The following is a 24036-nucleotide window of genomic DNA, read 5'->3' as shown; positions in this document are numbered from 1 at the left end:
ATTAAAGATGGACAGGGATCTAAATGGTGCGCGAGGGATTTTCCTTCGTGCATTGGTTGATACGCCTTGGTTAAGAAATTATCTTAACTTATGTATTTGTTAACAAATGTTAGCAAAAAAGTATCGGCAAAACACTAATACTATTACTGGGAAAATGTAAAGTGATGAACAAAGCGGCGGGGAAGTCGCGGGGTAGATAATTGACCAGTTGGGTTAATGTTTCTACTCCCCCAGCCGACGCACCAATCACAATAATGTCAGGTTTGACCATTTTTTTTCCCGGTAAGGAGGATTCTTCAAATTGATGAGAGGGACGACAGCATTGAACAGTTCCTAGAACTACACTATCATTTTATTTTCAGTCCAGATGAAAGACTGTCATCTATATTTTCAAATTATTGGCTGAGTGAAGTCAAAGTGTATCCCTTGTTCTCTAAAATTTAAGCAATATCCATCTTTAGGAGAGCAATCAAGGTGACAAATTCCAGTAAAAATATAGAATTTGAAGCCCTACTGGACTATGTAAAACGGAGTCGCGGGTTTGACTTTGCTGGATATAAACGTTCGAGCTTAATGCGTCGCGTCAACAAACGGATGCAAACGATTAATATTGAAGGCTATAGTAATTATCTGGATTATTTAGAAGTTCACCCCGAAGAATTTAATTTTTTATTTACGACCATCTTAATTAATGTTACTTCTTTTTGGCGCGATTACCCGGCTTGGGATTATGTCAGAGATGAAATTATCCCGCGCATTCTGGCGAATAAAGAACCTAATGAAATCATCAGAATTTGGAGTGCTGGCTGTGCTTCAGGTGAAGAAGCGTATACAATTTCGATGATAGTTGCAGAAGTAATTGGCATTGAACAGTTTCGAGAACGGGTTAAAATTTATGCCACAGATATTGATGAAGAAGCTCTGAATCAAGCACGACAAGCGATTTATCTTCAGAAGGATCTCAATGGTTTATCCTCAGAACAAATTGAACAGTTTTTTGAAAAAATTGATACCCGTTATACCTTTCGCAAAGATTTACGTCGCTGCGTGATTTTTGGTCGTCATGATCTGCACCAAGATGCTCCAATTTCTAAAGTTGATTTATTAGTTTGTCGCAATACTTTAATGTATTTTAATGCTGAAGCTCAAAGCCGAATTTTAGCTCGATTTCACTTTGCACTGCGGGATGGAGGATTCCTGTTTTTAGGAAAAGCGGAGATGTTATTAACTCATGCTAATACCTTTACACCTACGGATCTAAAGTGTCGGGTTTTTGCCAAAGTTCCTAAACTTAATCTTCGAGATCGATTATTAATTATGGCACAAACAGGGAATGAAGAAGCCGTAAATCATCTTTCTAGTCATGTTCGTTTACGCGAATTAGCCTTTGATAGTAGCCCCTGCGCCCGGATTATTATTGATATGAATGGTTTACTCGCCCTTGCGAATGAACGTGCCCGATTTTTGTTTAGTTTAACCAGCCGTGATGTCGGACGTCCATTGCAAGATTTAGAGATTTCCTATCGTCCCATTGAATTACGTTCCTGTATGGAACAAGCGTATAGTGAAAAACGGCCTGTGAATATTCGAGATATTGAATGGCAAATGGCTTCGGGTGATATTATTTTTATTGATGTTCAAGTTTGTCCGTTGTTAGATGCCAATAATCAAACTTTAGGAATTAGTATTAATTTTATTGATGTGACTCGCTATAAAAACTTGCAAGAAGATTTAGAACATTCTAATCAAGAATTGGAAATGGCCTATGAAGAATTACAGTCTACCAATGAAGAATTAGAAACCACTAATGAAGAGTTACAGTCTAGTAATGAAGAGTTAGAAACCACCAATGAAGAGTTACAGTCTACCAATGAAGAATTAGAGACGATGAACGAAGAGTTACAATCGACTAATGAAGAGTTACAAACCGTTAATGATGAATTACAGCGCAGAGGAGAAGAATTAAACCAAGCTAATGCCTTTTTACAATCAATTTTAACCAGTTTAAAAGGCGGCGTTGTGGTTCTGAATCGAGATTTACAAGTCCAAATTTGGAATTATAAATCCGAAGACCTTTGGGGTCTGAGACATGAGGAAGCGATTAAAAAAAACTTTTTAAACTTGGATATTGGTTTACCCGTTGATAAGCTCCGACAACCGATTCGGATTTGTCTTTCCGGTGAAATTAATCAAGCTTCAAAAGTCATTGTTAATGCCATTAATCGTCGAGGAAAAAGCATTCAATGTCAAGTTAACTGTAGCCCCTTAATGGGTAGCCAAGGACAAATTCAAGGCGTTATTTTATTAATGGAAGAACTAGAAGAGGCAAATAGTTAATCTTATAATAAAAACACCCAGCTTGACCAGTCAGGGCTGTTTCATTCTCTAGGCAAATTTCTCTGAGACCTCTCCCCCAGATGCCTCTGCTCCTCAAGTTTTGACGGTGCAAACATTACCGTTAAAATAAACCTAATATTTTCTAACTGCTGATCTAATATTTTAATTTTTAAACTACATCCTATAACAATGTTTTCCTTGTGGCTTATGTTTCTGGATAATTTGACCATTAATATATTCGTTTGCGGGTTTGGTTTCGGGTAAGTTTAGAAATTCTTCTAAACTCAATGTTTTGTTAAGAATTTGTACCATTATTAATTCCCTTGTTCAGATTTTAACCTGTCTGATTCAATCATAACCCTGTAGGGGCGAGGCGCGCCTCGCCCTTACGAAATCTTGGGATATTATCAACAATATTATTAAGCAATATTGCGATATTGTGACCAAAATTGACCCCCTCTTATTTATTCTTCATCTTCTAAGGTTAGGAAATGAAGTTTCCCGAATATTTCAGCCACTACAATTGTTTTTCCATCAGGAGAAACCGTGTAACAAGCGAGAGGATTATCGGCTGTAAAAGTAGCTTTAACTTTTCCTGTCTCTAAGTCCCAGACGATCAAATTATTGCTTTTATAAATTGAAATAACTTCTTTGAAATCTGGAGTAATAGTTACTTCTTTTTGAGCATCACCCCACTGATTCTTTATTTTAAAAATTTCATGTCCAGTTTGTAAGTTAAAAATTCTCAAATATTGATCATTTGTAGCTACGAGCATTTTACTATTATCAGTGTTTATTTGAACAAATAAAATAGCGCCTGTTAAATTGATTTTATAAACTTGTTGACCTGTTTCTAAACTCCAAGCTTCTAAATTACGAATTGTTGCATCATTATTTTTTTCAAAAGTTTGTATCAAAATTAACTGACTATCTTTTGTTACATCTATAAACTTGATTGATGCTGTATTGTTAGTAATTGTATAGGTTTGTTCTAAACTCCAAATTATCAAAGTATGAAATATAGATTCATTACGAATATTTTTTGAGTCTTTTAAACCATAAAATATTGCTTTTTTTGTATCAGGAGTAATTGTAATAAATTCTCCATCCAGACAAAATAATTCTTCTCCTGTCTCTATATTCCAAATGGTTTTCTCTGGTCTTTTTTCATGATGTCCACCATAATAGTCGGAAATAGCTAGTTTATTATCTGCAAACAATAATTCTATATAGGGTTCTATTTTTGAATTACTCATGAAGAAACTTTTAATAAAACTTTTAATATCATCTTCATCGTCTTTCGTTTCATTATATTGATTTGATAAATTGTTTTCCGTTGAAGTATATTTTTCTTCTTTATATTTATCAAAATTTATAATTGAATTATTTTTTATATCTAAAACTATTAGACTTTTATCTTCCAAAGAGACAATATATTTTGAAGCATCTTTTGCAATATAAAAATCAATAATATTTTCACCTATTTCTTCTGATTTAGATGAAGTGATTAAATTATACAATGTCAATTTTTTAGACTCAATAGTAAATAAAAAATCTTTAATTATTTTGGGTTTCTTAAAAAATAAATCATCATTTTCATTGGGTTCTAAACTCAAAATTATTTCACCCTTTTTTAAATCATAAACCTGGATGTCGTCAAAGGCTATATGTTTCCATATTAAATACTTAAAATCATGAGTAATTTCCATGTAACCTGATTGATCTTCATCATGATATAATACTCTTGATTGAAAACTATAAAGCATAAAACCGTCCAGTCCATCATTGTCGTTATAATAGACAATTAACCATTTTCCATCATCAGTAATTTTGAGAGATGTAGGATAAATATTTTTATTATTTTCTTTTTCAATACAATTGAGCATTTTACCCCAATCAAAAATTTGAATAGTATTTCTTTCTAAAATACCTATAAATCTATCTTGATTAGGAGTAAATTTAAACTTAGAAAAATATTGATTAAAATTATTTATTCTTTCTTTGTTTTCCCAATCATAAATAATTGTATTGCTATCAGAACCTTGCGATATATAATCGTAGTAATCATAAGAGGAAATTAAGTTTTGTAGATTAGGAGTGAATTTTGTATTGACAATCCCATTGGAGTCTAATTTAAGCTCAATAAATATTGATGATAAACTAAAATTTATAGTACAAATAAAGCTCTGTGTATGACGAAATGTATTATTTTTATAGTTTATATTTAAAACAAAACAATTATTTTCTACAGATAAAATATTAAATTCAGAAAATAATTCAATTAAGTAATTTAATTCAAAATAATGTCTATTCTGATGATATTTTGATATCAAATTTAATATGTCAGGAACAGCGTTATATAAACTTATTGGCTCTTTCTCAATCTTTAAGATAACCAAATTCTCGATTAAACTTAATGTTTTCAGATCCCAAATTTGTAAAAAACCATCTTGTAAGCAAGCAATTAACTTTTTATTGTCTGGTGTAACTGCTAAAGAAAAAATACTTTGTTGACATTCAAAACCAGCAATTTCTTGTTGTGTTTCTAAACTCCACAGTTTAACCGTTTTATCCTCAGAACCGGAATACAATATTTTACCATCAGAACTCAATGCTAATGTCGGGATAATTCCTTGATGACCCCTCAAAGTATAAATTTCCTGTCCAGTTTCTAAACTCCAAACTTTAATCGTATGGTCTGCTGACCCTGAAATAACTTGTTTACCCTCAGAAGTTAAAACCAAAGTTAATACACTTCCGGTGTGACCTATTAAGGTATAAATTTCTTGTCCAGTTGCAATATCCCAAACCTTGATTGTATGATCCCCAGAACCTGAAATTAACCATTGACTATCGGGAGTCATTTCTAACGCTAATATTACATCGGTGTGACCCACAAGAGTCCGCAGCAAGGGACTATCAGGTTTTGTTAAACTCCCTTCTAACGGACGTAACCAAGGTGTTGTTTGATTAGTTTGGATGTCTTCTAAAAAATTTTGAATCAGAGGATTTTCAAACTCCAGTAAACGTCCGAGTAGCTGTGCTGCTAATTGAGCTTTATCTTCTTTTAAAATATGAGAAGCTAGGCGAATAGCACCTTGTATTGACCTCAAGGTTCCTGCTTGTTCTTCTGACCAGATAATATTGGTACTATTCAATCCTAACTCATAATCTTCTATTAACGCTTCAACTCCACAAACCGATAATTTTTCCTCAATAAACTCAAAACTAGCTAAACAACGAAATAACTGATTAACAGACCCTGCTTTTTCCAAATGGGTAGGAATATGTTTTAATGTATATTCACGTTTCTCAGCAGTCATCGTATTTAACCTAACGCGAATATCACCCATGACCAAATATTCCTCTGCTTAAATTATTGGCAATTTGAGCATTAATTCCTGATAAGGTGACTTTTGCCGCCTGGACAATATCTTTACGCACTAAAAAGTCGCAAAAACTTTGATGATAAATCCCATAACGAGTTTCGCCACCGATCACTTCTTCACGCAAAAATTGTTCCCACTCTTCTAACACTTCTTGAACTGTTAACGCATCTTCTTGAACAAAATCAACAATTAAATCACGGGAAACAGTTTCCCGTAATTCCGATAAAATATAAACAATTTTAATTTTTGTTCGCGGTAAGGGTTTCGTCATCATCCCCATTTGTCGCCAATGGTCTTCATAATATGCTTGTAGACCTTGGGGGAGTTGATTAATCGTTAAATCTTGATATTTCCCTATCTCAATATCGGCTAAAATATAGCGTAAATACATGAAATTATTTTCACTTTTATCCGCTAATTGTGTGATAAAATTTTCTTCAGTTAACCCTTGATTTTGTACCCATGCGTTTAACTGAGGACGCTTTAACGCCTCCCGAATATAGGTTTTAATATCTGCTAAACTCTCAGCTTGATATTGCATCAGGTTAAACCGATGAATGGGTGTAGTAACCGTCAAAGGGAGGCTAATAGGTCGTTGCGTAAGTAGAAAATAAACTCCTTTCGGTAAACGAATCGGTAAATACAGGATATTTGCCCCGCTATGATCACTGTGATCTACTTCATCTAATGCGTCAACGGCGATGATCAGTTTTGTTCCTGATTTCTGCTTGCTAACAATCTCATCTAATAGTTTAGCAAAAAATTGACCGTCTTTTTTAGCGTCCGCAGGTAAATTAGGATAAGGTAAATTATAACGGCTAATCAGTTGAGTGCAAATACTTTCTAAAAATTTTTCGGCGCGGTTAACTCCCAGAGAACGAACATTAAAATGGGCAACGCATCCGGTTTTCTCAACATATTTAGCTAGTATAGCACTTTTGCCAATTCCTGGATCTCCTTCTATTATAAAATAACCATTAGGTTGATGATCTAAAAAGGATTGAATGGCATCAAAAACAAATTTACGTCCAACAAATCCTTCTGTTTTTTCCTGAATTAAACGAGATTGTAATTGATTCTCATATTCAGGCTTTTCTTGTAACAGAGGGAGGACTTCAGCCATTAATTGTTTGACTTCACCGATTCCATCTTTAGCTTGAATTGCTTCAAGAACTTGTAACATTTTATCTAAAGAACGATAGGTATATTGAGAAGTAAAGTGTTTGAATTTTTTAATCCAATCATTCAGCCGAGGATGAGCCCATTTTCGACGAATAGCAGCTAAATCAAAAATCAAACTAATATTATCCTGGCTCAGAGTATTGTAAAAAGTCTTATCTCGTTCTTTAATAACTTTAATAATAATCTGGAGTAAAGCTTGGCAATCTTCAATATTAACTTGATCGCCTTCAATATGAAATTGTTTATCATCTAAACAGTTTTTTACAACAGTTTCCCAATTATTCCCATGACGGCGTTGTAAAGTTTCTTTAACAAACGGTAATAAACCTTGGGCCAAATAAATTAAACCTTGACCAATTCGGGCATGATTTTGAACTAAAAGTTGTTTTTCGGTTGAGTGTTGATTAGTGTTAGCCATTGATTAAATACCAGGTACATTGTTAGATTTTAGAACAGTTACTACCTATCACTAAGATTATAAGCTTACCCTAATGCTTTAATAGCCGCTTGAATTAAATTGTAAAAAGTAGGTTGAGACACGTCAACAGTTTGAGCATCTTGACGACTTTTTCCTAACAGTCCAAAGCGTTGACCTTTTTGTATGGCTAATACTTCCCCTTTCTGATTACGGATTCTTAATTCTTGGGTTTCACCAATAGAAGATAAACTACAATAATATTGTTTATTATTATAATAAAATTCTGTGCTTTTTGTCAATTGAGGTTGATAATTTTCGGGAGATTCGGGTAATCTAGCTCCAACTAATTCTAACTCAATATTGGTTTGACCGTTCCAAGTATTTTCTTTTAAATGATAGGCAATATCCAAACATTGGGGAAGGGGGTAATAGTCCGCCCAACGCCAAGCCATTGCATTAATTGTAGGTAAAGCTGTGAGTTGAGTATGGGAAAATTTATCTTGAGTTAAGGTCAGTTTAATATGTCCTTTTCCGACAATTCGTTGTTGCACAATTCTAACATTAGGAGTCCAAAAGGTCGGGGCGTTATTTTCTATTCCGCAGGGATGCAATTGCTGCATTTGATCATAAAGATTAAAATTAATTTCACTTAAATTCGCTAGAGCATCAATTTTAATTAAGGGTTTTAGATGTTCTACTTCTAAACATTGATGGGCAAATTCACTTAACTGTAGTCGAAATGGTTCTAAATTTTTTGCTAATAAAGAAAATCCCCCGGCGGCTTTATGTCCTCCAAATTTATGCAGTAAATCGTGACAATATTCTAAGGCTTTAAACACATCAAATTCCAAAATTCCCCTGGCTGAACCTCGAATCATTTGGGGAGATTCCGTTGTATCTTCTTCCTGTTCATAGGTTCCAATAAACACGGGAACCCCATATCGTTCAACTAAGCGAGATGCAACAATTCCAATCACCCCATGATGCCATTCCGGTTGTACAACAACTAACACCCGTTCTTGTTTAAAATCAATTTGTTGTTCTTCTACCCAAGCGATCGCTTCTTGTTCAATTTCTTCACATAACTGTTGACGTTTTTGATTAATTTGTTCACACTGCATTGCCCGTTCTAAGGCAATTCCCATATTTTCAGTTGTTAATAATTCTATCACAATTTGCGGATCAGCTAACCGTCCAATGGCATTAATTCTCGGCCCTAACCGAAAGCCAATATCATCGGGTTTTAGAGTTTTAGAAGCCGGAGGAATGATAGGATTTTCGGGCTGTTCTTCTGATTTTACTTGATATCCACTGGAAACTCCCGCCACTTGAATTAAGGCTTGAACTCCGGTAATTTGAGAATAAGGCAATAACTTTAAACCCCGTTTTACCCACCGTCGGTTCACGCCATTTAAGGGGGCTAAATCCGCAATGGTTCCTAATGTAAATAATTCTAACAAAGGATTGACTAATCCTTGAACTTTACCTAATTTTTGAGCCAAACAAATCGCTAAAACATAAGCCACTCCCACCCCAGCTAATCCTCGATAGGGAGAGAATACAGGTAATAATTTAGGATTGAGAATGGCATCAGCAGGAGGAAGTTTTTCGGGTAAATCATGGTGATCCGTAATAATAACTGTTAAGTCTAATTCTTTCGCTCTAACAATGGGTTTATAAGCTGCAATTCCATTATCAACGGTGAGAATAATTTTAACGTTTTCCTGATGAAATTCTTCAACAATTCGGGTATTAATCCCATAACCTTCTTTCATGCGGCTGGGAATGGCATAATTAACATTAGCTCCCAATGTAGAAAGCGATCGCATTAATAAAGCGGTACTCGTCATTCCATCAGCATCATAATCCCCACAAATCGCTATTTTATCCCCTTGATTAATAGCAGATTCTAACAATTCTACACTTCTTGCTAAATCCTTAAATTCCTCCAAAGGAGACGGTAAAACTTGAGATTCAGGGGTGATAAATGCTTCCACCTGTTCCGGGGTTTCAATTCCTCGATTAATTAAGACTTGAGTGACTAAAGGGATAATTCCCGTTACATCCGATAATTGTTGAGCGAGGTCGGGTTGTTGTGGAAAAATATACCACCGTTGATTCGGAAGTTGGGGAGAATTAAAAGACTCTGGAGGAGAAGGTTGCACAGTTAATTAGGATTAATCGATAATAGTTTAATTGTACTCAAAAGTGGAAGATTTTTATCAAAATTATTATTAATAAATCCTACAGCCGTAAATTAATTTTGAGCGTCAGGGCGAGATGACCTCGCCCCTACAAGTTATCTTTGGTTATGTTAATTTCGGTTCATCAATCAACATGAAACCCCTTAAACCTCAACCTTAACCCCTTTCCAAAATCCAATATAACCTTCAATATTTTTGGCAGCAGATTTTGTTTCTGGATAATACCAAGCGGCATCCTTATTCACTTGACCATCAACAACGATATCATAATAACTGGCAACGCCTTTCCAACCGCAAGTTGTATGGGTATTACTTTCTTGGAAATAGTCACGATTGATGGAGTCCGGGGGAAAATATTGATTTCCCTCAACGACAACGCATTGGTCAGTTTCTGCCAAAACTGCACCATTCCAAACTGCTTTCGGCATAAATCTCCTCTGAAGTTTACAACGTCGTATTAAAATTTAACATTTTTGAGGCATTCGATGCTCGTTCTCGGTTCTCAATGATAAAATTTTATCAAAAAACCAGAGTCATTTACCCCGTTTTAACCCTACAATAAAAAAGACGTTTTATCTAAATCACGAGCAATGTCAGGGCTAATTTCTACTCCCTTTGCCCAACCCCAATCCCTAGAACAGTCCCTTAAACATTTCTTTGGCTATGATTCTTTTCGACCCGGGCAGCGCGAAATTATTGAACAGGCACTACAAAGGCGAGATTCATTAATTATTATGCCCACGGGAGGGGGAAAATCGCTGTGTTTTCAACTTCCGGCTTTATTAAAACCCGGATTAATGATAGTCGTGTCTCCTTTAATTGCCTTAATGCAAGATCAAGTGGAGGCATTACAAGATAATGGAGTTGGGGCGACATTTCTCAATAGTACCTTAACGGTTGCGGAGGGAAAAAACCGTGAAGCTGCGATTTTAAATGGTGAAATAAAACTGCTTTATGTTGCACCCGAACGATTATTATCCGAAAAGTTTTTATTATTTTTAGATCTGATAGAAGCTCAATTAGGAATTTCAGCTTTTGCCATTGATGAAGCGCACTGTGTTTCAGAATGGGGACATGATTTCCGCCCGGAATATCGCAAATTAAAACAACTGCGAAATCGTTATCCTAAAATTCCCGTTTTAGCCTTAACGGCAACGGCAACTCAACGGGTTAGACAGGATATTATTCAACAGTTAGAGTTGAAAAATCCCTATATTCATGTTGCTAGTTTTAATCGTCCTAATTTATATTATGAAGTTATTCCTAAGAAAAAACAAAATTTTACCCAGTTATTAAAAATAATTCAGGATGTCGGAGGTTCAGGAATTATTTATTGTTTAAGTCGAAAAAATGTAGAAGATCTCGCGTTTCGATTACAAAGTCATGGAATTTCTGCCTTACCCTACCATGCCGGAATGGAAGATACTTTACGGGCTGAAAATCAAACCCGATTTATTCGAGATGATGTGCAGATTATGGTAGCAACGATTGCCTTTGGTATGGGCATTAATAAACCCGATGTTCGGTTTGTGATTCATTATAATTTACCGCGAACCTTAGAAAGTTATTATCAAGAATCAGGACGGGCAGGACGGGATGGAGAATCTGCCCGATGTACATTATTTTTTAGTTATGGTGATATTAAAACCATTGAATATTTAATTGATCAAAAACCCGATCCCGATGAACAACGCATTGCCCGTCAACAGTTACGGCAAATGTTAGATTATGCTGAAGCATCGGAATGTCGGCGCACAGTTCAATTGAGTTATTTTGGTGAATTTTTCTCAGAAAATTGTGCAAAATGTGATAATTGTAAGACCCAAAATCCCGTCGAAGATTGGACAATTGAAGCGATGAAATTTTTATCTTGTGTTGCCCGATGTCACGAAAGATTTGGGATGAATTATATTATTGATGTATTGAGAGGATCGAAAAGTCAAAAAATTATAGATCGACATCATGATCAACTGTCTACCTATGGCATTGGAAAAGATAAAATAGCAGAAGAATGGAAGAATTTAGGGCGATCGCTTTTACGTCAAGGACTACTGGATCAAACCACCGATGGTTATGCAATATTAAAGTTAAATTCCCGTAGTTGGGAAGTGATGAAACGGGAAAGAAAAGTTGAAATTACAGTCATTAAAGAACAAAATCTGGAAAAATCAACTCGATCTTTGGCGGTGGAAGTAGAAATGCTATTTGAACAGTTACGCCAACTCCGAAAAAAATTAGCCGATGAACAATCTATCCCTCCCTATATGGTTTTTTCCGATTCTACCTTAAGATTAATGGCACAACAACGACCCCAAACTTTAGAAGAATTAAGTGGAATTTCTGGTGTAGGAAGTCATAAACTAGAACGGTATGGTAAACAATTTACTGAAGCCATTTCTACCTATTTTCAAGATCAAACGAGTTCAAATTATAAATCTAAATCATCAGAAGTTAAGCGTCTAACTCTGGAGGATTTATCCGATAGTTTAATCATGACTTTAGAGTTATGTCAACAGGGATTTAGTTTGAATGCGATCGCAAATCAACGAGGGTTAAAAACTAGCACCATTGCTGACCATTTAACCCAATTAATTGCAGCTAATCAGGATATCAACCTTGATCAATTTGTTGAAGTTGACCGTCAAAATAGTATTATTAAAGGAATTGAAAAAGTAGGAGATACTAGCCTAAGAACAATTTACGAACATTTAGGAGAACAATATAATTATGAAGAAATTAAATTAGTTCGAGAATGGTGGCGACAAAATCCTTATTAATTGACCGTTGACGGTTGACTAGAGGAGGAAAAGACAGAAAAAGGGCGGGTTTATCAAGATAGTCATGAATTAGGAAAGATTGTACAGAAGCCGCGCCTACAAAACTGATAACTGATAACTGATAACTGATAACTGATAACTGATAACTCATGGTAAATTCTATTATTTTTTGTGACTTTGACGGAACAATTACCGCAGAAGAAACTTTTGTAGGAATGTTAAAAGAATTTGCTCCAGAAATGGCGGCTGAAATTATGCCATTATTGTATGGTCGGGAAATGACCTTACGAGAAGGAGTTAGAAAAATGTTAGAGTCTATTCCTTCGCGTTGCTATCCTGAAATTATTGAATTTTCAAGAACAAAGAAAATACGCTCAGGGTTTGTTGAATTTTTAGATTTTCTCAAAACTCAAGGCGTTCCCTTTGTTTTAGTTTCTGGAGGTGTTCGGGTGATGGTAGAAACGGTTTTAGGAGATTTAAGTTCAAAAATTGATCAGATTTATGCTGTTGATTTAGAGACTTCAGGGGCGTATTTTAAAGTTCATTCTGAATTTGAAGCAGATACCGAATTAGTAGCTAAAGTTAAAGTGATGGAACGCTATCCTAACGCTGAACCCATTGCCATTGGAGACTCTGTTACGGACTTAAATATGGCATTAGCTGCCCCTATTGTTTTTGCGCGTGATCGTTTAGCAGACTATTTAGATGAATATCAAAAACCTTATATTAACTGGACGGATTTTTTTGATATTCAAGCGTATTTATCAGAACATTGGAATCTTTCATAAACTGATCAGTATTTTTCTAAACGGAGGTTATCGTAAAAAATGTCACAATTTACTCGAATTCTTTCTCTTGATGGCGGGGGACTCCGAGGAATTATGTCCGCCGAGGTATTAAAGTATGTTGAACAGAAATTACAGGATTTTACGGGAAATTCTGATGCTAGAATTGCGGATTATTTTGATTTAATTGCGGGAACCAGTGCCGGAGGAATTTTAACCGCTCTTTATCTATGTCCTGATGCTGAAAATCCCCTCAGACCTCGGTGTTCTGCCCAAGAAGTTTATGATTTTTTTCGATATAAATCCAGCCAAATCTTTTATCCTTTTTTTAATGATTCTTTGCAAACAGTAGGAGGATTATTTAATGAAAAATACTCCTATCAAAAGTTTAATCAGGTGATGGGTGATTTTTTTAAAGATCTTAAATTGAGCCAACTGCTTAAACCTTGCTTGATAACTTCCTATGAAATAGAAAGACGAGAAGCCCACTTTTTTACCCAACATGATGCTAAATTAAACCCAAAAGATGATTATTTAATTCGAGATGTTCTCCGGGCTACCTCTGCCGCCCCAACGTTTTTTGAAGTCGCTCAAATTCACGCTCTCAACCAGGAGGTTTATACTTGTATTGATGGGGGAGTCTTTGCCAATAATCCGGCTCTCTGTGCCTACGCAGAAGCCCGTCATAAATTTAATCAAGACTCTAATCTTGATAATCGCTATGAAACAGGCCCAACCGCTAAAGAAATGGTGATTTTATCATTAGGAACAGGGGAGGTTAAAAAGAAATATTCCTATCAGGAAGCAAAAGATTGGGGGAAATTAAAATGGCTTGACCCTCTATTTGATATTATTATGACTGGGGTGGCAGAAACCGTTGACTATCAAATGAAACAAATCTTTGATACGACGGGTAAACCTGAACATTATCTACGAATTAATACGGTTTTGACGGATCGTAAAACTTTACCGATGGATGATCCTTCCGAAGCCAATCTTAAGGCAATTAGTCAATTAGGGCAACAATTAACAGAACAATATCGTCAACCGTTAGATCAGTGGATTCAACTGCTTTTAGTTTAAGCTCATTTAAGGATGAACCCATGTTTAAAGATGCCCGTAACGCTCAGATTCTATTTTTGTCGTTGTTTTTACTTCTAGGAATTGGAACGAGAGATTGGACATTAAAACCTAATTTCATGTTGGTAATTGGGTGTAGTTGTTTATTGACTCAATGGTTTTTCTCTTGCCTTTCCTCCTTCTATATTAACAAAAAAATCACCCTTTTACCCCCAGAATTTTTAGCGTCTTGGCGCAGTGCGTTAATTACCACATTAGGGTTGTGTTTACTCCTCAGAGCTAACCATTGGACAACCGTAGCCTTAGCCGGATGTTGTGCGATCGCCAGTAAATTTATCTTTCAATCTCAAGGAAAACATTTTTTTAATCCCGCTAATTTTGGGATTATTATTGCTATCACTTTAACAGCCGATGCTTGGGTTTCTCCTGGACAATGGGGAACGGATTCTTGGTATTTCCTTCTATTTTTAGCAACCGGAGGAATTATTCTTAAAAAAGTCGGTCGCTGGGATACTTCCCTTGCTTTTTTAATCACCTATACGGGATTAGAAGCTTGGCGAAATTTCAGTTTAGGTTGGAGTTGGGATGTTTATAGTCATCAACTCATGAGCGGTAGTCTATTATTGTTTGCCTTTTTTATGATTACCGATCCGCGTTCTATTCCCAATGCTCCCTTAAGCCGAATTTTATGGGCCGTATTAATCGCTGGATTAACCTTTATTTTACAACATCAATTTTTTATCTCAACGGCTCTATTCTGGTCATTATTTGCCCTATCTCCCCTGACTATTATCTTGGATCAAGTTTTTCGTGCATCTCGCTTTTCTTGGTCACAAAAACATCTCAAATCTTTGCCTTCATCTCCGGTTTTTTAGTTAATATTTCCATTTCTAATAGTGTTTAAATAGGAGTCATTGATGAAAGTTTTAAACTGGGTTATTCTTGTTTTAGTTATTGTTTTATTCAGTGTTGGTTTTGCTTCCCCAGCCTGGGCATTTTGTGGATTTTATGTCTCTCAAGCCGATGCGAGTTTATATAATCAAGCTTCTCAAGTGATCATTGCCAGAGATGGAAATCGCACGATTTTAACCATGGCAAATGATTATCAAGGATCGGTAAAAGATTTTGCATTAGTTGTTCCGGTTCCTGTTATTTTAAAAGCCGAACAAGTCAAGGTCGGAGAACCCAAAATTATTCAACGATTAGATGCGTTTAGTGCGCCTCGACTGGTGGAATATTTTGATCCTGATCCTTGTAATCCTCAACCTGAATACGATCAATTACCAGCACCAGCAACCAGAGGAGTTCAGGCATTACAGGAAGAAAAACGAGAATCCGAATCCAGTTTAGGAGTCACCATTGAAGCTCGGTTTACTGTTGGTGAATATGATATTTTGATTTTAAGTGCAAAAGAATCCGATGGATTAGAAACCTGGTTAACGCAAAATAATTATCGAATTCCTGAAGGAGCAAGTGCTTTATTAAAACCTTATATTCAACAAGGGTTAAAATTTTTCGTTGCTAAAGTCAATTTAACAAAATTTGATCAAAGTGGGTTTCAAAATTTGCGTCCTTTAATGATGGCTTATGAATCTCCTCGGTTTATGTTACCGATTCGTTTAGGAATGATTAATGGCACAGGAGAACAGGATTTAATTGTTTATTTACTTTCTCCTAAAGGTCAAATGGAATTAACCAATTATCGCACCGTTAAAATTCCTACAGATCAAGAAATTCCTGAATTTGTCAAAGAAGAGTTTCCCGGTTTTTATAAATCCTTATTCACCAAAGCCTATGAACGGGAACAGAAAAAAGTTGCCTTTTTAGAATATGCTTGGAATATGGGCGGATGTGATCCTTGTTCTGCCGATCCTTTAAACTCTGAAGAATTAAAACAAGCGGGAGTATTTTGGTTAGATTCAGGAGCCTCGAATTCAGCCTTTATTACTCGCTTACATATTCGTTACACCCGGAATAATTTCCCCGAAGATTTAAACTTTCAACCCACAGCCAATCAAGAAAGTTTTCAAGGTCGATATATTATTAATCACCCCTATAAAGACCAGATGCAGTGTTCACAAGCCCTGCAATATCGGCAGTTTGTTCGCCAACGACAGGAACAAGAAGCGCAAAACTTAGCCACATTAACAAACTGGAAAATTGAGGATATTCGTCGTCGAATTAACTGGTTACAATTTAATCGAGATTCTTGGTGGAATCCATTCAAAAATAACAATTAATCTGATTGTCGGGTGCATCAACATCGCACATAGCCCTTCCAATAATTGACTAACATCCCAATAGGGGTTATACCAATTACCACAATAGGTCAATTTTGTGTCATGCTATTACCCGAAACAAAACTAATCGCAGGGGGTTTGAGAGTTCTATGGCTGCTGAAATCACCTCGATGTTTAACCTTGAACAAATAACACTATGGGTACTCAGCGAATATACCAAGGTTTACCCTTGTATTGGCATCAAGACACCGTTGAAAATGACTATCGTTGGTTAGAGTCGATTGTTCGTAACACGGCGCCGTTTTCTGATGCTTGGACAAAAGCCCGCATTGTTCAACTCGCTTATTCTATTCCCAAGGGGGTCAAGACTCAATCCCTTTATAATTTGCCTATTTATGGCTCTTATACCTCGGAATTAGCGATCGCAGAAGCATTACGTTCGACCTGTAATTTAGAAGAATACCCCGATTTTGAGACTCAAGTGAATGAAGATTATGTCATTCGCGCCTTAAATAGTTGGCATAATAAACAATTTGCTAAAGCAGTCAGTCGCAACTTTGAAGTTTATGTAGATCGTCAATATTCTAATAGTTTTTTAGTCGTTAGTACAGCCCGCACTTCATTAAATGTAGATCGAGAATTACCGCCTTTAGAAAGATTTCGTCCCTTGTTTAATATTGCTGAAATGGGACAAATGATCCGAAAAGAAAAATTTCGCTATCTGACATTAAGAACTCATGGTTATGCAAATCCGGCTCATAAATTTTATCAAGAATTTATGGCAGAAATCGAGTCTTTATCCCAAAAGGGGCCGATTAATCAGATTGGGACATTAGAAAATCGCAGTGTTTATATTGGTTATACTTGGCCCAGTGAAATGCCCTTAATTCATCCAGGATTATGGAGTGATATGGGTGAACAAAAGGGCATTTCGTTGAAATTTTTATTTATTTTAGCCCTTATCGCCTGGATTGTGGGAACCGGATTTTATATCCTATTAACCTTAATTGGAGTTCCCTTCTTAAATTTATTCGGGATGGAAACGCCTTTATCTCCCCTGTGGTATTGGTTTGATTTCACTCAAATTTCTAATTTATTTGCTCAATGGAATTGGGTCACCCTAACGGTTTTTGCCCTGTGGTTGTTATTAATGCAAATCTTAAGGATTTCTGTTTATCAACGCGATCGCTATCGAGCCATTCACTACGGCGCGCCCGATTTAGCAGAATTTTTTTGGAGATTAGATAAGGTTTTAGGTGAAAATCCTTATACCTCGATGCCTTTTTATGAACCTCAAAAAGAAATGGCAATCGCTAATTATTATAACCAAACCTTTCCTCCCATGAGTGTTAATTTAATTGGACATAGTATGGGGGCGTTAGTGGTTGTCAATGTCCTCCGAATTCTGTCAGATCGATTTGGAAAAGAAGATCGTCTGGAATATGAAAAAAATAATATGGGGGATTATTTACAATTAAATAAATTAATTCTAACTGCTCCTGATATTCCCTTAGAATTTCTCCGTGAAGGTCGAAATAATTACGTCCGCTCTGCTATTTTGCGATGCAATGAAATTTATTTATTTTGCAGTGATCGAGATTTAATTCTTCGCTATATGTCTATTCTCGGAAACTGGTTTAGTGAACCCAGTGTAGAAATGTCAGGATTGCGGTTAGGAAATATTTATTTAAAACCCGTCAAAAATTCTATTAACTATCAACCTTATATTCGGGTGATGATGAGTTCTCAATCGGCTGTTCAACCCACTTCAGCTTATGATTTATTTGAAAAATTCAACTATATTGATTGTTCAGAAATGCCGGGAGTTAATGCTATTTCTCTCCCTTTAAATATCTGGACAAGCCTGATTATTGACGTGATGAATACGGTATTTTTTATCGCCAAAAAAGCCGATGTTCATGGGGGTTATTACTTTACGAATACCACCAGTTTTGATATTTTAAAACTTTTAATTACTAGAGATGGATTATCTCGCCCAGAAACCTTGGCTGAAATTAACCGCCTCATTGCTGGGAAACCAGTTTTAGTTTTACCTTCCTATGAACCCATACAAGACAGCAGCGAAGAAGACGTTTATCATCAATCCTAAAATTTTACCCACCTGGAAATGTCAAAAAAGTTTAACCGAGACTGAACCTGAATTTAACCTCAAACCCTTAAGGTAGGGGTAAGTATTCAAAGGACTTCCTGTGTGACTATTCCAACCCTTGTTAGTCTTCCGTTAACGTCAAAATCCCGTACTTTTAGTCCCCGTGAACAAATTCCACTTTGGTCTGATGCGCTGTGGAAAATTGAACGAGGGGTGGTGCGTACCCTCACCTGGACAGAAGAGGGAACCTTAATTATATTAGGATATTGGGGACAAAACGATGTGGTGGGAAAACCTTTATCCCAATTGCAACCTTATCAAATTGAATGTGTCACCTCCGTTGAAGTCAGTCTGATTGCTTCATCCCATTGGTCAAATTATACGGATGTGATTTTAACCCATCTCCGCCAAACGGAAGAACTACAAAGTATTCTCCACACCCAAGGTACAGAACAACGTTTATTGAATTGCTTAAGATGGCTGGGGAAAAAATTTGGCCGTTTGACACCGGAAGGATTATTGATAGATTTACGTCTAACCCATGCTGATATTGCTGATGTTATTGGGACAACACGGGTTAGTGTCACGCGCATGATTATTAAACTAGAACAGGACGGATTTATTCAACGTCCCCGTCGCCATTTTATTGTTTTAAATCAGCTATGATTCTTCTTCTTTTAAATTTTAAAGGTTGCTCTATTCCTCTGTTAATATTCCATCAAACTCTGTCAATGAATCCTCTTCAATTTCAATCTCATCAACTGCATTATCTGTTAACCCTAGTTCCTTTTTGGCAAATACACGCCTTGCGCGGCGATCAAGAATCTTGATAATATTAGTTCGATTTTCTTTAATTGCTTCAATATCCTCTTTTTGAATTAATACCATATAGTAACGGGATACTTCCATCATCCGATAAGCGTACTGGAAAGCATCTCTAGTAAACTCCCCAGTCGTTACAATCATTACCACATCAGCACCCGTTACAAACGTCATCCCGACTTCTTTCGCTAATACCTCAACATCAACTCGTTTAGTGTTTTTACACTGAATTTGCCAACGGTGATAAACAAAGCGATCAGATGCAGCTAAAACATCTACTTCCCCTTGTCCAGTTTCATAGTCCCGTTTCCGCCATTTTGTAAATCGAAGACTTGTCAAACGAATCATCCAAATGGCTAACAATTCTAGGGCTTTGCCTTTAATATGTTTATCTGAATGCTCTAAATCGTTAACAACATCTTCAAAACTTCGATTGAGTTCTGTTTGAGAAATTTCTGTCAGATCTGCAATCGATTCTAACAGTTTAGACAGTAATTCTCGTTGTGCTTTTTCCGTCAGTTTAACCAGATTGGGTTTAGCACCACGTCCGCCCGTCGTTTTTTCAGTTTCAATCAAACCTACTTCTACTAAGGGTTGAATAATATCCTTAACAAATGACTTTGAAGGAAACCGTACTTTATAAACGCTCACTGCATAATTAACAATATCATTCCATTTTGTAAGTTCTATAATACTCATCTGGAGCATTGCTAATAGAAAATACTTTTGCTCTGAGGTAAGCGTGTAAATTTCATCAATATAATCTTTATCAAGTTCTAGGATATCATAAACTCGATCCCAATTAATTTCGTAAGTTTTTTCAAATACTCCTGCCTTTTCCAACCATTGCCTCATCGTGCTAACATAGATAGCATTGGGAGAAAGAGAATACCCCATTTCTTGCAATTCATAACCAATTAGATCTAATTTAGGTTTATCGCCTCTACTGTTAATTGCTTCCACCGCTTTCAGTAAAGACATTCCCGTTAAGTTAGTCAGAATGTGACGGGCAAAAATTGTAGCGACTTCATCACTATCGCTCTGAGAATCTAATATTTCATTAGCAATATCTGTTACTGTGTATTGCCAATCCTGATCATTAATTGATTCAACCAATTTGTAAGCACGAAGAGAAAGAAATGTATTCATTGCAAGTTTGCTACGATTTTCCCCTTTTTGTAAATCATTTTGCGTTGAGTGACTAGAATAATAACGCTTGGCAATTTCATCCTGTAAAACACGGCGATCAGGTTGACAATCTACACAGAGTTGTATCAGTTCCGGTAAATTCATCGTTTTAGGTTCAAACTGATGCCCATAAGTAAATTTCAGTTTTTGTTCTGGCATATTATTACTATGTGATTGAAATAAGTCTAATTGGATATAAGTATTTTGAGGCTCAATTGTAGATGATTTCTCAAGATAATCAGGGGCTAAAGTTAGTGCTTTTGCTTTCAGTGCTTTTCTGTCTTTTAATGGAGTAACCACCAAGGGCGCATCTTCTTCAAATCGAAACTGTGATGCTTTAATATAATTTTCATCTAATTCAAAAGCTAACCAATTGCGATCAAGGGTTTCTGCGACTCGTCCGGTCATGTTTGAACCCGCAAAGGGATCGAGAACTAAATCACCAGGTTCAGTACAAAGTCCAATCACAAATTCAGGTAATGCTTGAGGAAATCGAGCCGGATGTGCTTTAATTGCTGCTTCTTTGCACCGCCTCTGATAGTAATCATTAGATGCAGTATTAGAAGCAGAAATAATATTGACAGGCTGTGCTAAATCATTCTCTAAAATCCAATTAAATTCTCCTAATATGGGTTTTCCAATCAATGTACCTGATTCACAGGCAGTATCGGCAATAATATTAGGAGGAATAGCACCACCACGATCGTTCTGAAACTTAGTAGAAATATCATGTCCAGACGGGCGTAATTTTGCATCATAGCCATTTTTTAATAGATTTTTCATCGCCTCACTGTAAGGGCGTAAAACTCTTTTATTATTGGCTTTAGGGTGAGGATCTTTTGATAACCACCAAATTGTATTGACAGCATCTTTAACTCTTTCTCTCCGCACCGTCACCCACTCCGCAGGTGTAGGAAGTTTCGCTGGGTTATACCAAAAAAGCTCTTGAGCGAGAAAAAAACCTAAACCTCCTTCTGATTTGGGTTTGCAAAGCTCTATTACTAACTCAAAATGATACAGCGATCGCACAGGAAAACCTTTAAGCCAAGTTCCTCCAATATCGATCACTAGCGACCCTTGAGGCTTAAGAATTCGATAAAATTCACGAGCAAATCCCTTGAACCATTCGACGTATTGATGAGCATCTACATTGCCATATTCTTTCTTTCTAACTAAGGCAAAAGGTGGGGAAGTACAAATCAAATCGATGCTTTCATCAGGTAATTCAGTCATCAGTTCTAAGCTATTACCTAAATAGGCAGAACCTAGCTGCGTTTTGTAGTAAGGATTACAGCTAATTTGGCTGTTAATATCAAACTTAGAAATACTTTGCACGATTTTGCTTTTATATGACTTTCTAAAGAGTTACAATAATGCCTTTTATAATCCTAAATGCAGACTTTCTCAGATCAGTATAACATTCTCTAAACTGGGATAATAAATTTTATCTTGAGCCTTGCTTCTCCGATATCCTGACCTAAAATTGAGCGCGAATGGTAAAGGTATAATCGCCACCAGGTTCTAATTGATAATCGCACTTTTCTAAAAATCGTCCCAAGGGCTCTTGAATTAAAGCTCGACCTTGGGACGGTTGAATCATGAGTTTTTTGGTGTGTCGAAATCGCCATTGAAATCGCCACTCATAATCCCCAGCACTGACTTCTCCTTCGAGAAGACCCAGTTGCCAAGATTGTCGCGTAATCCGAACATACGCGGTGGTTTCGGGTAAACGTTGAGAACTCACTCTGTACTATTAACGCTACGATTATTGTATAAACTCATCGCTTTTTCGACACCTTGACGCACACTTAAATCAATGGCTTCTCCTACCCATTGCAACACCTGTTCCATCACTTGCATTTCCGTTGACGAAAATTTTCCCAAAACGTAGGAAACGGTTTCCCGCTCAGGAGTTCCAGAGATTGAATTGGGTTTACCAATTCCAATTCGCAACCGAGGAAAATTTTGTGTTCCTAAATGGGAAATTGTAGATTTCATCCCATTATGACCTCCTGCTGAACCGGACAATCGCAGTCGCAACCGTCCCAAGGGTAAATCCATATCATCATAAATTATTAATACGGATTCTGGGGGAAGTTTATACCAATCAACAACAGCCCGAATTGCCTGTCCTGACAAATTCATATAGGTCAGTGGCTTTAATAATCGGATTTTCTCTCCAGAGGACGTTACCCCTTCGCCGAATTTCCCTTTAAATTTGCGCTGTTCTGAAATGGAAATTCGCCAAGCTTTCGCTAAAGCATCAATCGCCTCAAAACCAATATTGTGTCGGGTTTGATCATATCGGGATTCAGGATTTCCTAAACCTACAATTAATTGAGGAACAATTAATGTTTTAGCAGGTGTTACCTCCATTGTCATAATCGTTAATATCACACCATAACATTCATCTTGAAGTATAACCTGTTCGTTTAGGTTAAGCTTTAATCAATGGAGTTAACTTGCTCCTCTTTTTGGCGACTCGCTATCGTTGAGTTAGTTTCTGGCTTAATTTTAGTCGTTTCTTCTATCTGTTGAGCTTCCCGTTTAAATTCATTTTCAAATTCTCTGGAAGCTTGTTGAAACCCTTTCAGAGCTTTCCCTAAACTGCTGCCAATTTCAGGTAATTTTTTGGGGCCAAAAATTAATAGAGCCAGTACCAGAATCACCGCCATTTCCGGCAAACCAATTCCAAATATATTCACAACAATAGTCTCCTATCTTCTTTCCAATAATCATTATAAATAGAAAACCGTGAACTGTGTCTAACTTTCAACAAGTCCAGAGGAATGATGTCGGGAGAGGATTCTCAATTCTTATACTTTAAACCGCTCTCCTAAATTCCCCCTCACAGTTCACGATTGACCGGATTTGAAACTTGATTAGCGGGTTAAATTAGCCCAGTTCACATCCACATTTTCAAGCAGCAGTGAGGAGTTATAAATCTGTAAAATAATTAACAGAAACACGAAAAACAGTCCCATAAACACTGCCATTACAGAAGTTGTACCCCAACCTGGAGCAACTTTACCATACTCAGAATTTAAAGGTCTTAGTAAATCTCCTAACCAAGTCCGTTGTGCCATAGTTCACCTAAATTTTTTACGTCAACAAAATTTTATCTGGATTTTGGACACTCTCACCCCCTCCGGTTAGAGAAGGAATGGGAGGCTTAGGCTAATGTTACCCGATTTAGGGTATCCCCATTTCCGGTTCAACACGATATCCCGGCTCCAGCACCGAAATAATTGTTAAATTGTCTTAATTTTTATGAGTATTTTATTATAGAAGGACACGAATCACAAGGGATGAATCTAATGGAACCTGCAATAGCTCTTAACATAGGCATCGCTGCGGTTGTTATCGCCCTGACGGGATATGCGATCTATACAGCTTTTGGCCCTGCTTCTACTGATCTGCGCGACCCCTTTGAAGAACACGAAGATTAGAATTAGGTCTGTGGAACAGGCATCTTGCCTGTTCATGATTCATTCACTTCTCATC

At 36.5% G+C, this 24036-nt stretch carries 19 protein-coding genes and 1 pseudogene; 9 read left to right on the top strand and 11 right to left on the bottom strand.

Annotated features, from left to right (window positions below):
• Positions 1-109 precede the first annotated feature (109 nt).
• Complete coding sequence (locus H6G57_RS21415) at positions 110-271, bottom strand: chemotaxis protein CheB (protein WP_190522235.1); 162 nt, start codon at positions 269-271, stop codon at positions 110-112.
• A gap of 203 nt (positions 272-474) precedes the next feature.
• Here H6G57_RS21415 and H6G57_RS21410 point away from each other — a divergent pair, with 203 nt between their 5' ends.
• Positions 475-2337: a CheR family methyltransferase gene (locus H6G57_RS21410; RefSeq protein WP_190522232.1), complete on the top strand. Its 1863-nt coding sequence runs from the start codon at positions 475-477 to the stop codon at positions 2335-2337.
• A 189-nt stretch (positions 2338-2526) separates the two neighbouring features.
• Here the strand turns inward: H6G57_RS21410 and H6G57_RS21405 are convergent.
• The 5 genes and pseudogenes from H6G57_RS21405 to H6G57_RS21385 form a co-directional block, all read right to left on the bottom strand.
• Positions 2527-2649, bottom strand: a pseudogene (locus tag H6G57_RS21405) (Uma2 family endonuclease); the annotation flags it as partial.
• 152 nt (positions 2650-2801) lie between these two features.
• Positions 2802-5690: a hypothetical protein gene (locus H6G57_RS21400; protein WP_190522220.1), complete on the bottom strand. Its 2889-nt coding sequence runs from the start codon at positions 5688-5690 to the stop codon at positions 2802-2804.
• Positions 5683-7326, bottom strand: coding sequence for a Swt1 family HEPN domain-containing protein (locus tag H6G57_RS21395; RefSeq protein ID WP_190522219.1), 1644 nt, complete (start codon positions 7324-7326; stop codon positions 5683-5685). The genes H6G57_RS21400 and H6G57_RS21395 overlap by 8 nt, the downstream gene beginning before the upstream one ends.
• Positions 7327-7391: 65 nt before the next feature.
• A complete protein-coding gene (locus H6G57_RS21390; protein ID WP_190522217.1) occupies positions 7392-9491 on the bottom strand; it encodes a DHH family phosphoesterase in 2100 nt (699 codons plus the stop codon).
• A gap of 182 nt (positions 9492-9673) precedes the next feature.
• Positions 9674-9958 carry a DUF427 domain-containing protein gene (locus H6G57_RS21385; protein WP_190522215.1) on the bottom strand — a complete coding sequence of 95 codons (285 nt, stop codon included), beginning with the start codon at positions 9956-9958 and terminating at the stop codon, positions 9674-9676.
• Between the two features lie 162 nt (positions 9959-10120).
• Here H6G57_RS21385 and recQ point away from each other — a divergent pair, with 162 nt between their 5' ends.
• The 7 genes from recQ to H6G57_RS29650 all read left to right on the top strand — a co-directional run bounded on the left by recQ (position 10121) and on the right by H6G57_RS29650 (position 19188).
• A complete protein-coding gene (gene recQ / locus H6G57_RS21380; protein ID WP_190522213.1) occupies positions 10121-12307 on the top strand; it encodes a DNA helicase RecQ in 2187 nt (728 codons plus the stop codon).
• Positions 12308-12456: 149 nt separating this feature from the next.
• Entirely contained in the window at positions 12457-13095 is a 639-nt protein-coding gene (locus H6G57_RS21375) for an HAD-IB family phosphatase (protein ID WP_190522211.1), read from the top strand.
• A gap of 39 nt (positions 13096-13134) precedes the next feature.
• The gene (locus H6G57_RS21370) at positions 13135-14175 is read left to right on the top strand and encodes a patatin-like phospholipase family protein (RefSeq protein WP_190522209.1); all 1041 of its coding nucleotides are present in this window, start codon (positions 13135-13137) and stop codon (positions 14173-14175) included.
• A gap of 20 nt (positions 14176-14195) precedes the next feature.
• Positions 14196-15047 carry an RnfABCDGE type electron transport complex subunit D gene (locus tag H6G57_RS21365; protein WP_190522207.1) on the top strand — a complete coding sequence of 284 codons (852 nt, stop codon included), beginning with the start codon at positions 14196-14198 and terminating at the stop codon, positions 15045-15047.
• A gap of 42 nt (positions 15048-15089) precedes the next feature.
• Complete coding sequence (locus tag H6G57_RS21360; protein WP_190522205.1) at positions 15090-16412, top strand: DUF2330 domain-containing protein; 1323 nt, start codon at positions 15090-15092, stop codon at positions 16410-16412.
• Positions 16413-16608: 196 nt separating this feature from the next.
• Positions 16609-18522 (top strand): alpha/beta hydrolase, encoded by a 1914-nt coding sequence (locus H6G57_RS21355; RefSeq protein ID WP_190522203.1) that lies wholly within the window; start codon positions 16609-16611, stop codon positions 18520-18522.
• A gap of 102 nt (positions 18523-18624) precedes the next feature.
• Positions 18625-19188, top strand: coding sequence for a Crp/Fnr family transcriptional regulator (locus H6G57_RS29650; protein WP_190522201.1), 564 nt, complete (start codon positions 18625-18627; stop codon positions 19186-19188).
• 30 nt (positions 19189-19218) lie between these two features.
• Here the strand turns inward: H6G57_RS29650 and H6G57_RS21345 are convergent, their stop codons facing one another.
• From H6G57_RS21345 to psbH, 5 genes are all read right to left on the bottom strand, one after another.
• Entirely contained in the window at positions 19219-21867 is a 2649-nt protein-coding gene (locus H6G57_RS21345) for a DNA methyltransferase (protein ID WP_190522198.1), read from the bottom strand.
• Positions 21868-22009: 142 nt separating this feature from the next.
• The gene (locus H6G57_RS21340; protein ID WP_190522196.1) at positions 22010-22276 is read right to left on the bottom strand and encodes a DUF3146 family protein; all 267 of its coding nucleotides are present in this window, start codon (positions 22274-22276) and stop codon (positions 22010-22012) included.
• On the bottom strand, positions 22273-22914 hold the full coding sequence (gene pth, locus H6G57_RS21335; RefSeq protein ID WP_190522194.1) for an aminoacyl-tRNA hydrolase: 642 nt from the start codon (positions 22912-22914) through the stop codon (positions 22273-22275). The genes H6G57_RS21340 and pth overlap by 4 nt, the downstream gene beginning before the upstream one ends.
• A 62-nt stretch (positions 22915-22976) precedes the next feature.
• On the bottom strand, positions 22977-23237 hold the full coding sequence (locus H6G57_RS21330; protein ID WP_190522192.1) for a TatA/E family twin arginine-targeting protein translocase: 261 nt from the start codon (positions 23235-23237) through the stop codon (positions 22977-22979).
• A gap of 177 nt (positions 23238-23414) precedes the next feature.
• The gene (gene psbH / locus H6G57_RS21325; protein ID WP_190522190.1) at positions 23415-23618 is read right to left on the bottom strand and encodes a photosystem II reaction center phosphoprotein PsbH; all 204 of its coding nucleotides are present in this window, start codon (positions 23616-23618) and stop codon (positions 23415-23417) included.
• A 231-nt stretch (positions 23619-23849) separates the two neighbouring features.
• Between psbH and psbN the strand changes: the two genes are divergently transcribed.
• On the top strand, positions 23850-23981 hold the full coding sequence (psbN, locus tag H6G57_RS21320; RefSeq protein ID WP_190522188.1) for a photosystem II reaction center protein PsbN: 132 nt from the start codon (positions 23850-23852) through the stop codon (positions 23979-23981).
• The last annotated feature ends 55 nt before the right edge of the window (positions 23982-24036 follow it).

This window comes from Planktothrix sp. FACHB-1365, assembly GCF_014697575.1.
In the GTDB taxonomy this organism is placed as follows: Bacteria; Cyanobacteriota; Cyanobacteriia; order Cyanobacteriales; family Microcoleaceae; genus Planktothrix.
Note: the sequence above shows the minus strand (reverse complement) of the source record. Positions and strands in the feature narration are given on the sequence as shown.

Bases quoted from the DNA above. Each gene is read 5' to 3' on its own strand.
- H6G57_RS21355 (WP_190522203.1), top strand. From the start codon at position 16,609: ATGGGTACTCAGCGAATATACCAAGGTTTACCCTTGTATTGGCATCAA.
- H6G57_RS21395 (WP_190522219.1), bottom strand. From the start codon at position 7,326: ATGGCTAACACTAATCAACACTCAACCGAAAAACAACTTTTAGTTCAA.
- H6G57_RS21360 (WP_190522205.1), top strand. From the start codon at position 15,090: ATGAAAGTTTTAAACTGGGTTATTCTTGTTTTAGTTATTGTTTTATTC.
- psbH (WP_190522190.1), bottom strand. From the start codon at position 23,618: ATGGCACAACGGACTTGGTTAGGAGATTTACTAAGACCTTTAAATTCT.
- psbN (WP_190522188.1), top strand. From the start codon at position 23,850: ATGGAACCTGCAATAGCTCTTAACATAGGCATCGCTGCGGTTGTTATC.
- H6G57_RS21375 (WP_190522211.1), top strand. From the start codon at position 12,457: ATGGTAAATTCTATTATTTTTTGTGACTTTGACGGAACAATTACCGCA.
- H6G57_RS21385 (WP_190522215.1), bottom strand. From the start codon at position 9,958: ATGCCGAAAGCAGTTTGGAATGGTGCAGTTTTGGCAGAAACTGACCAA.
- H6G57_RS21400 (WP_190522220.1), bottom strand. From the start codon at position 5,690: ATGGGTGATATTCGCGTTAGGTTAAATACGATGACTGCTGAGAAACGT.
- H6G57_RS21415 (WP_190522235.1), bottom strand. From the start codon at position 271: ATGGTCAAACCTGACATTATTGTGATTGGTGCGTCGGCTGGGGGAGTA.
- pth (WP_190522194.1), bottom strand. From the start codon at position 22,914: ATGACAATGGAGGTAACACCTGCTAAAACATTAATTGTTCCTCAATTA.
- H6G57_RS21370 (WP_190522209.1), top strand. From the start codon at position 13,135: ATGTCACAATTTACTCGAATTCTTTCTCTTGATGGCGGGGGACTCCGA.
- H6G57_RS21365 (WP_190522207.1), top strand. From the start codon at position 14,196: ATGTTTAAAGATGCCCGTAACGCTCAGATTCTATTTTTGTCGTTGTTT.
- recQ (WP_190522213.1), top strand. From the start codon at position 10,121: ATGTCAGGGCTAATTTCTACTCCCTTTGCCCAACCCCAATCCCTAGAA.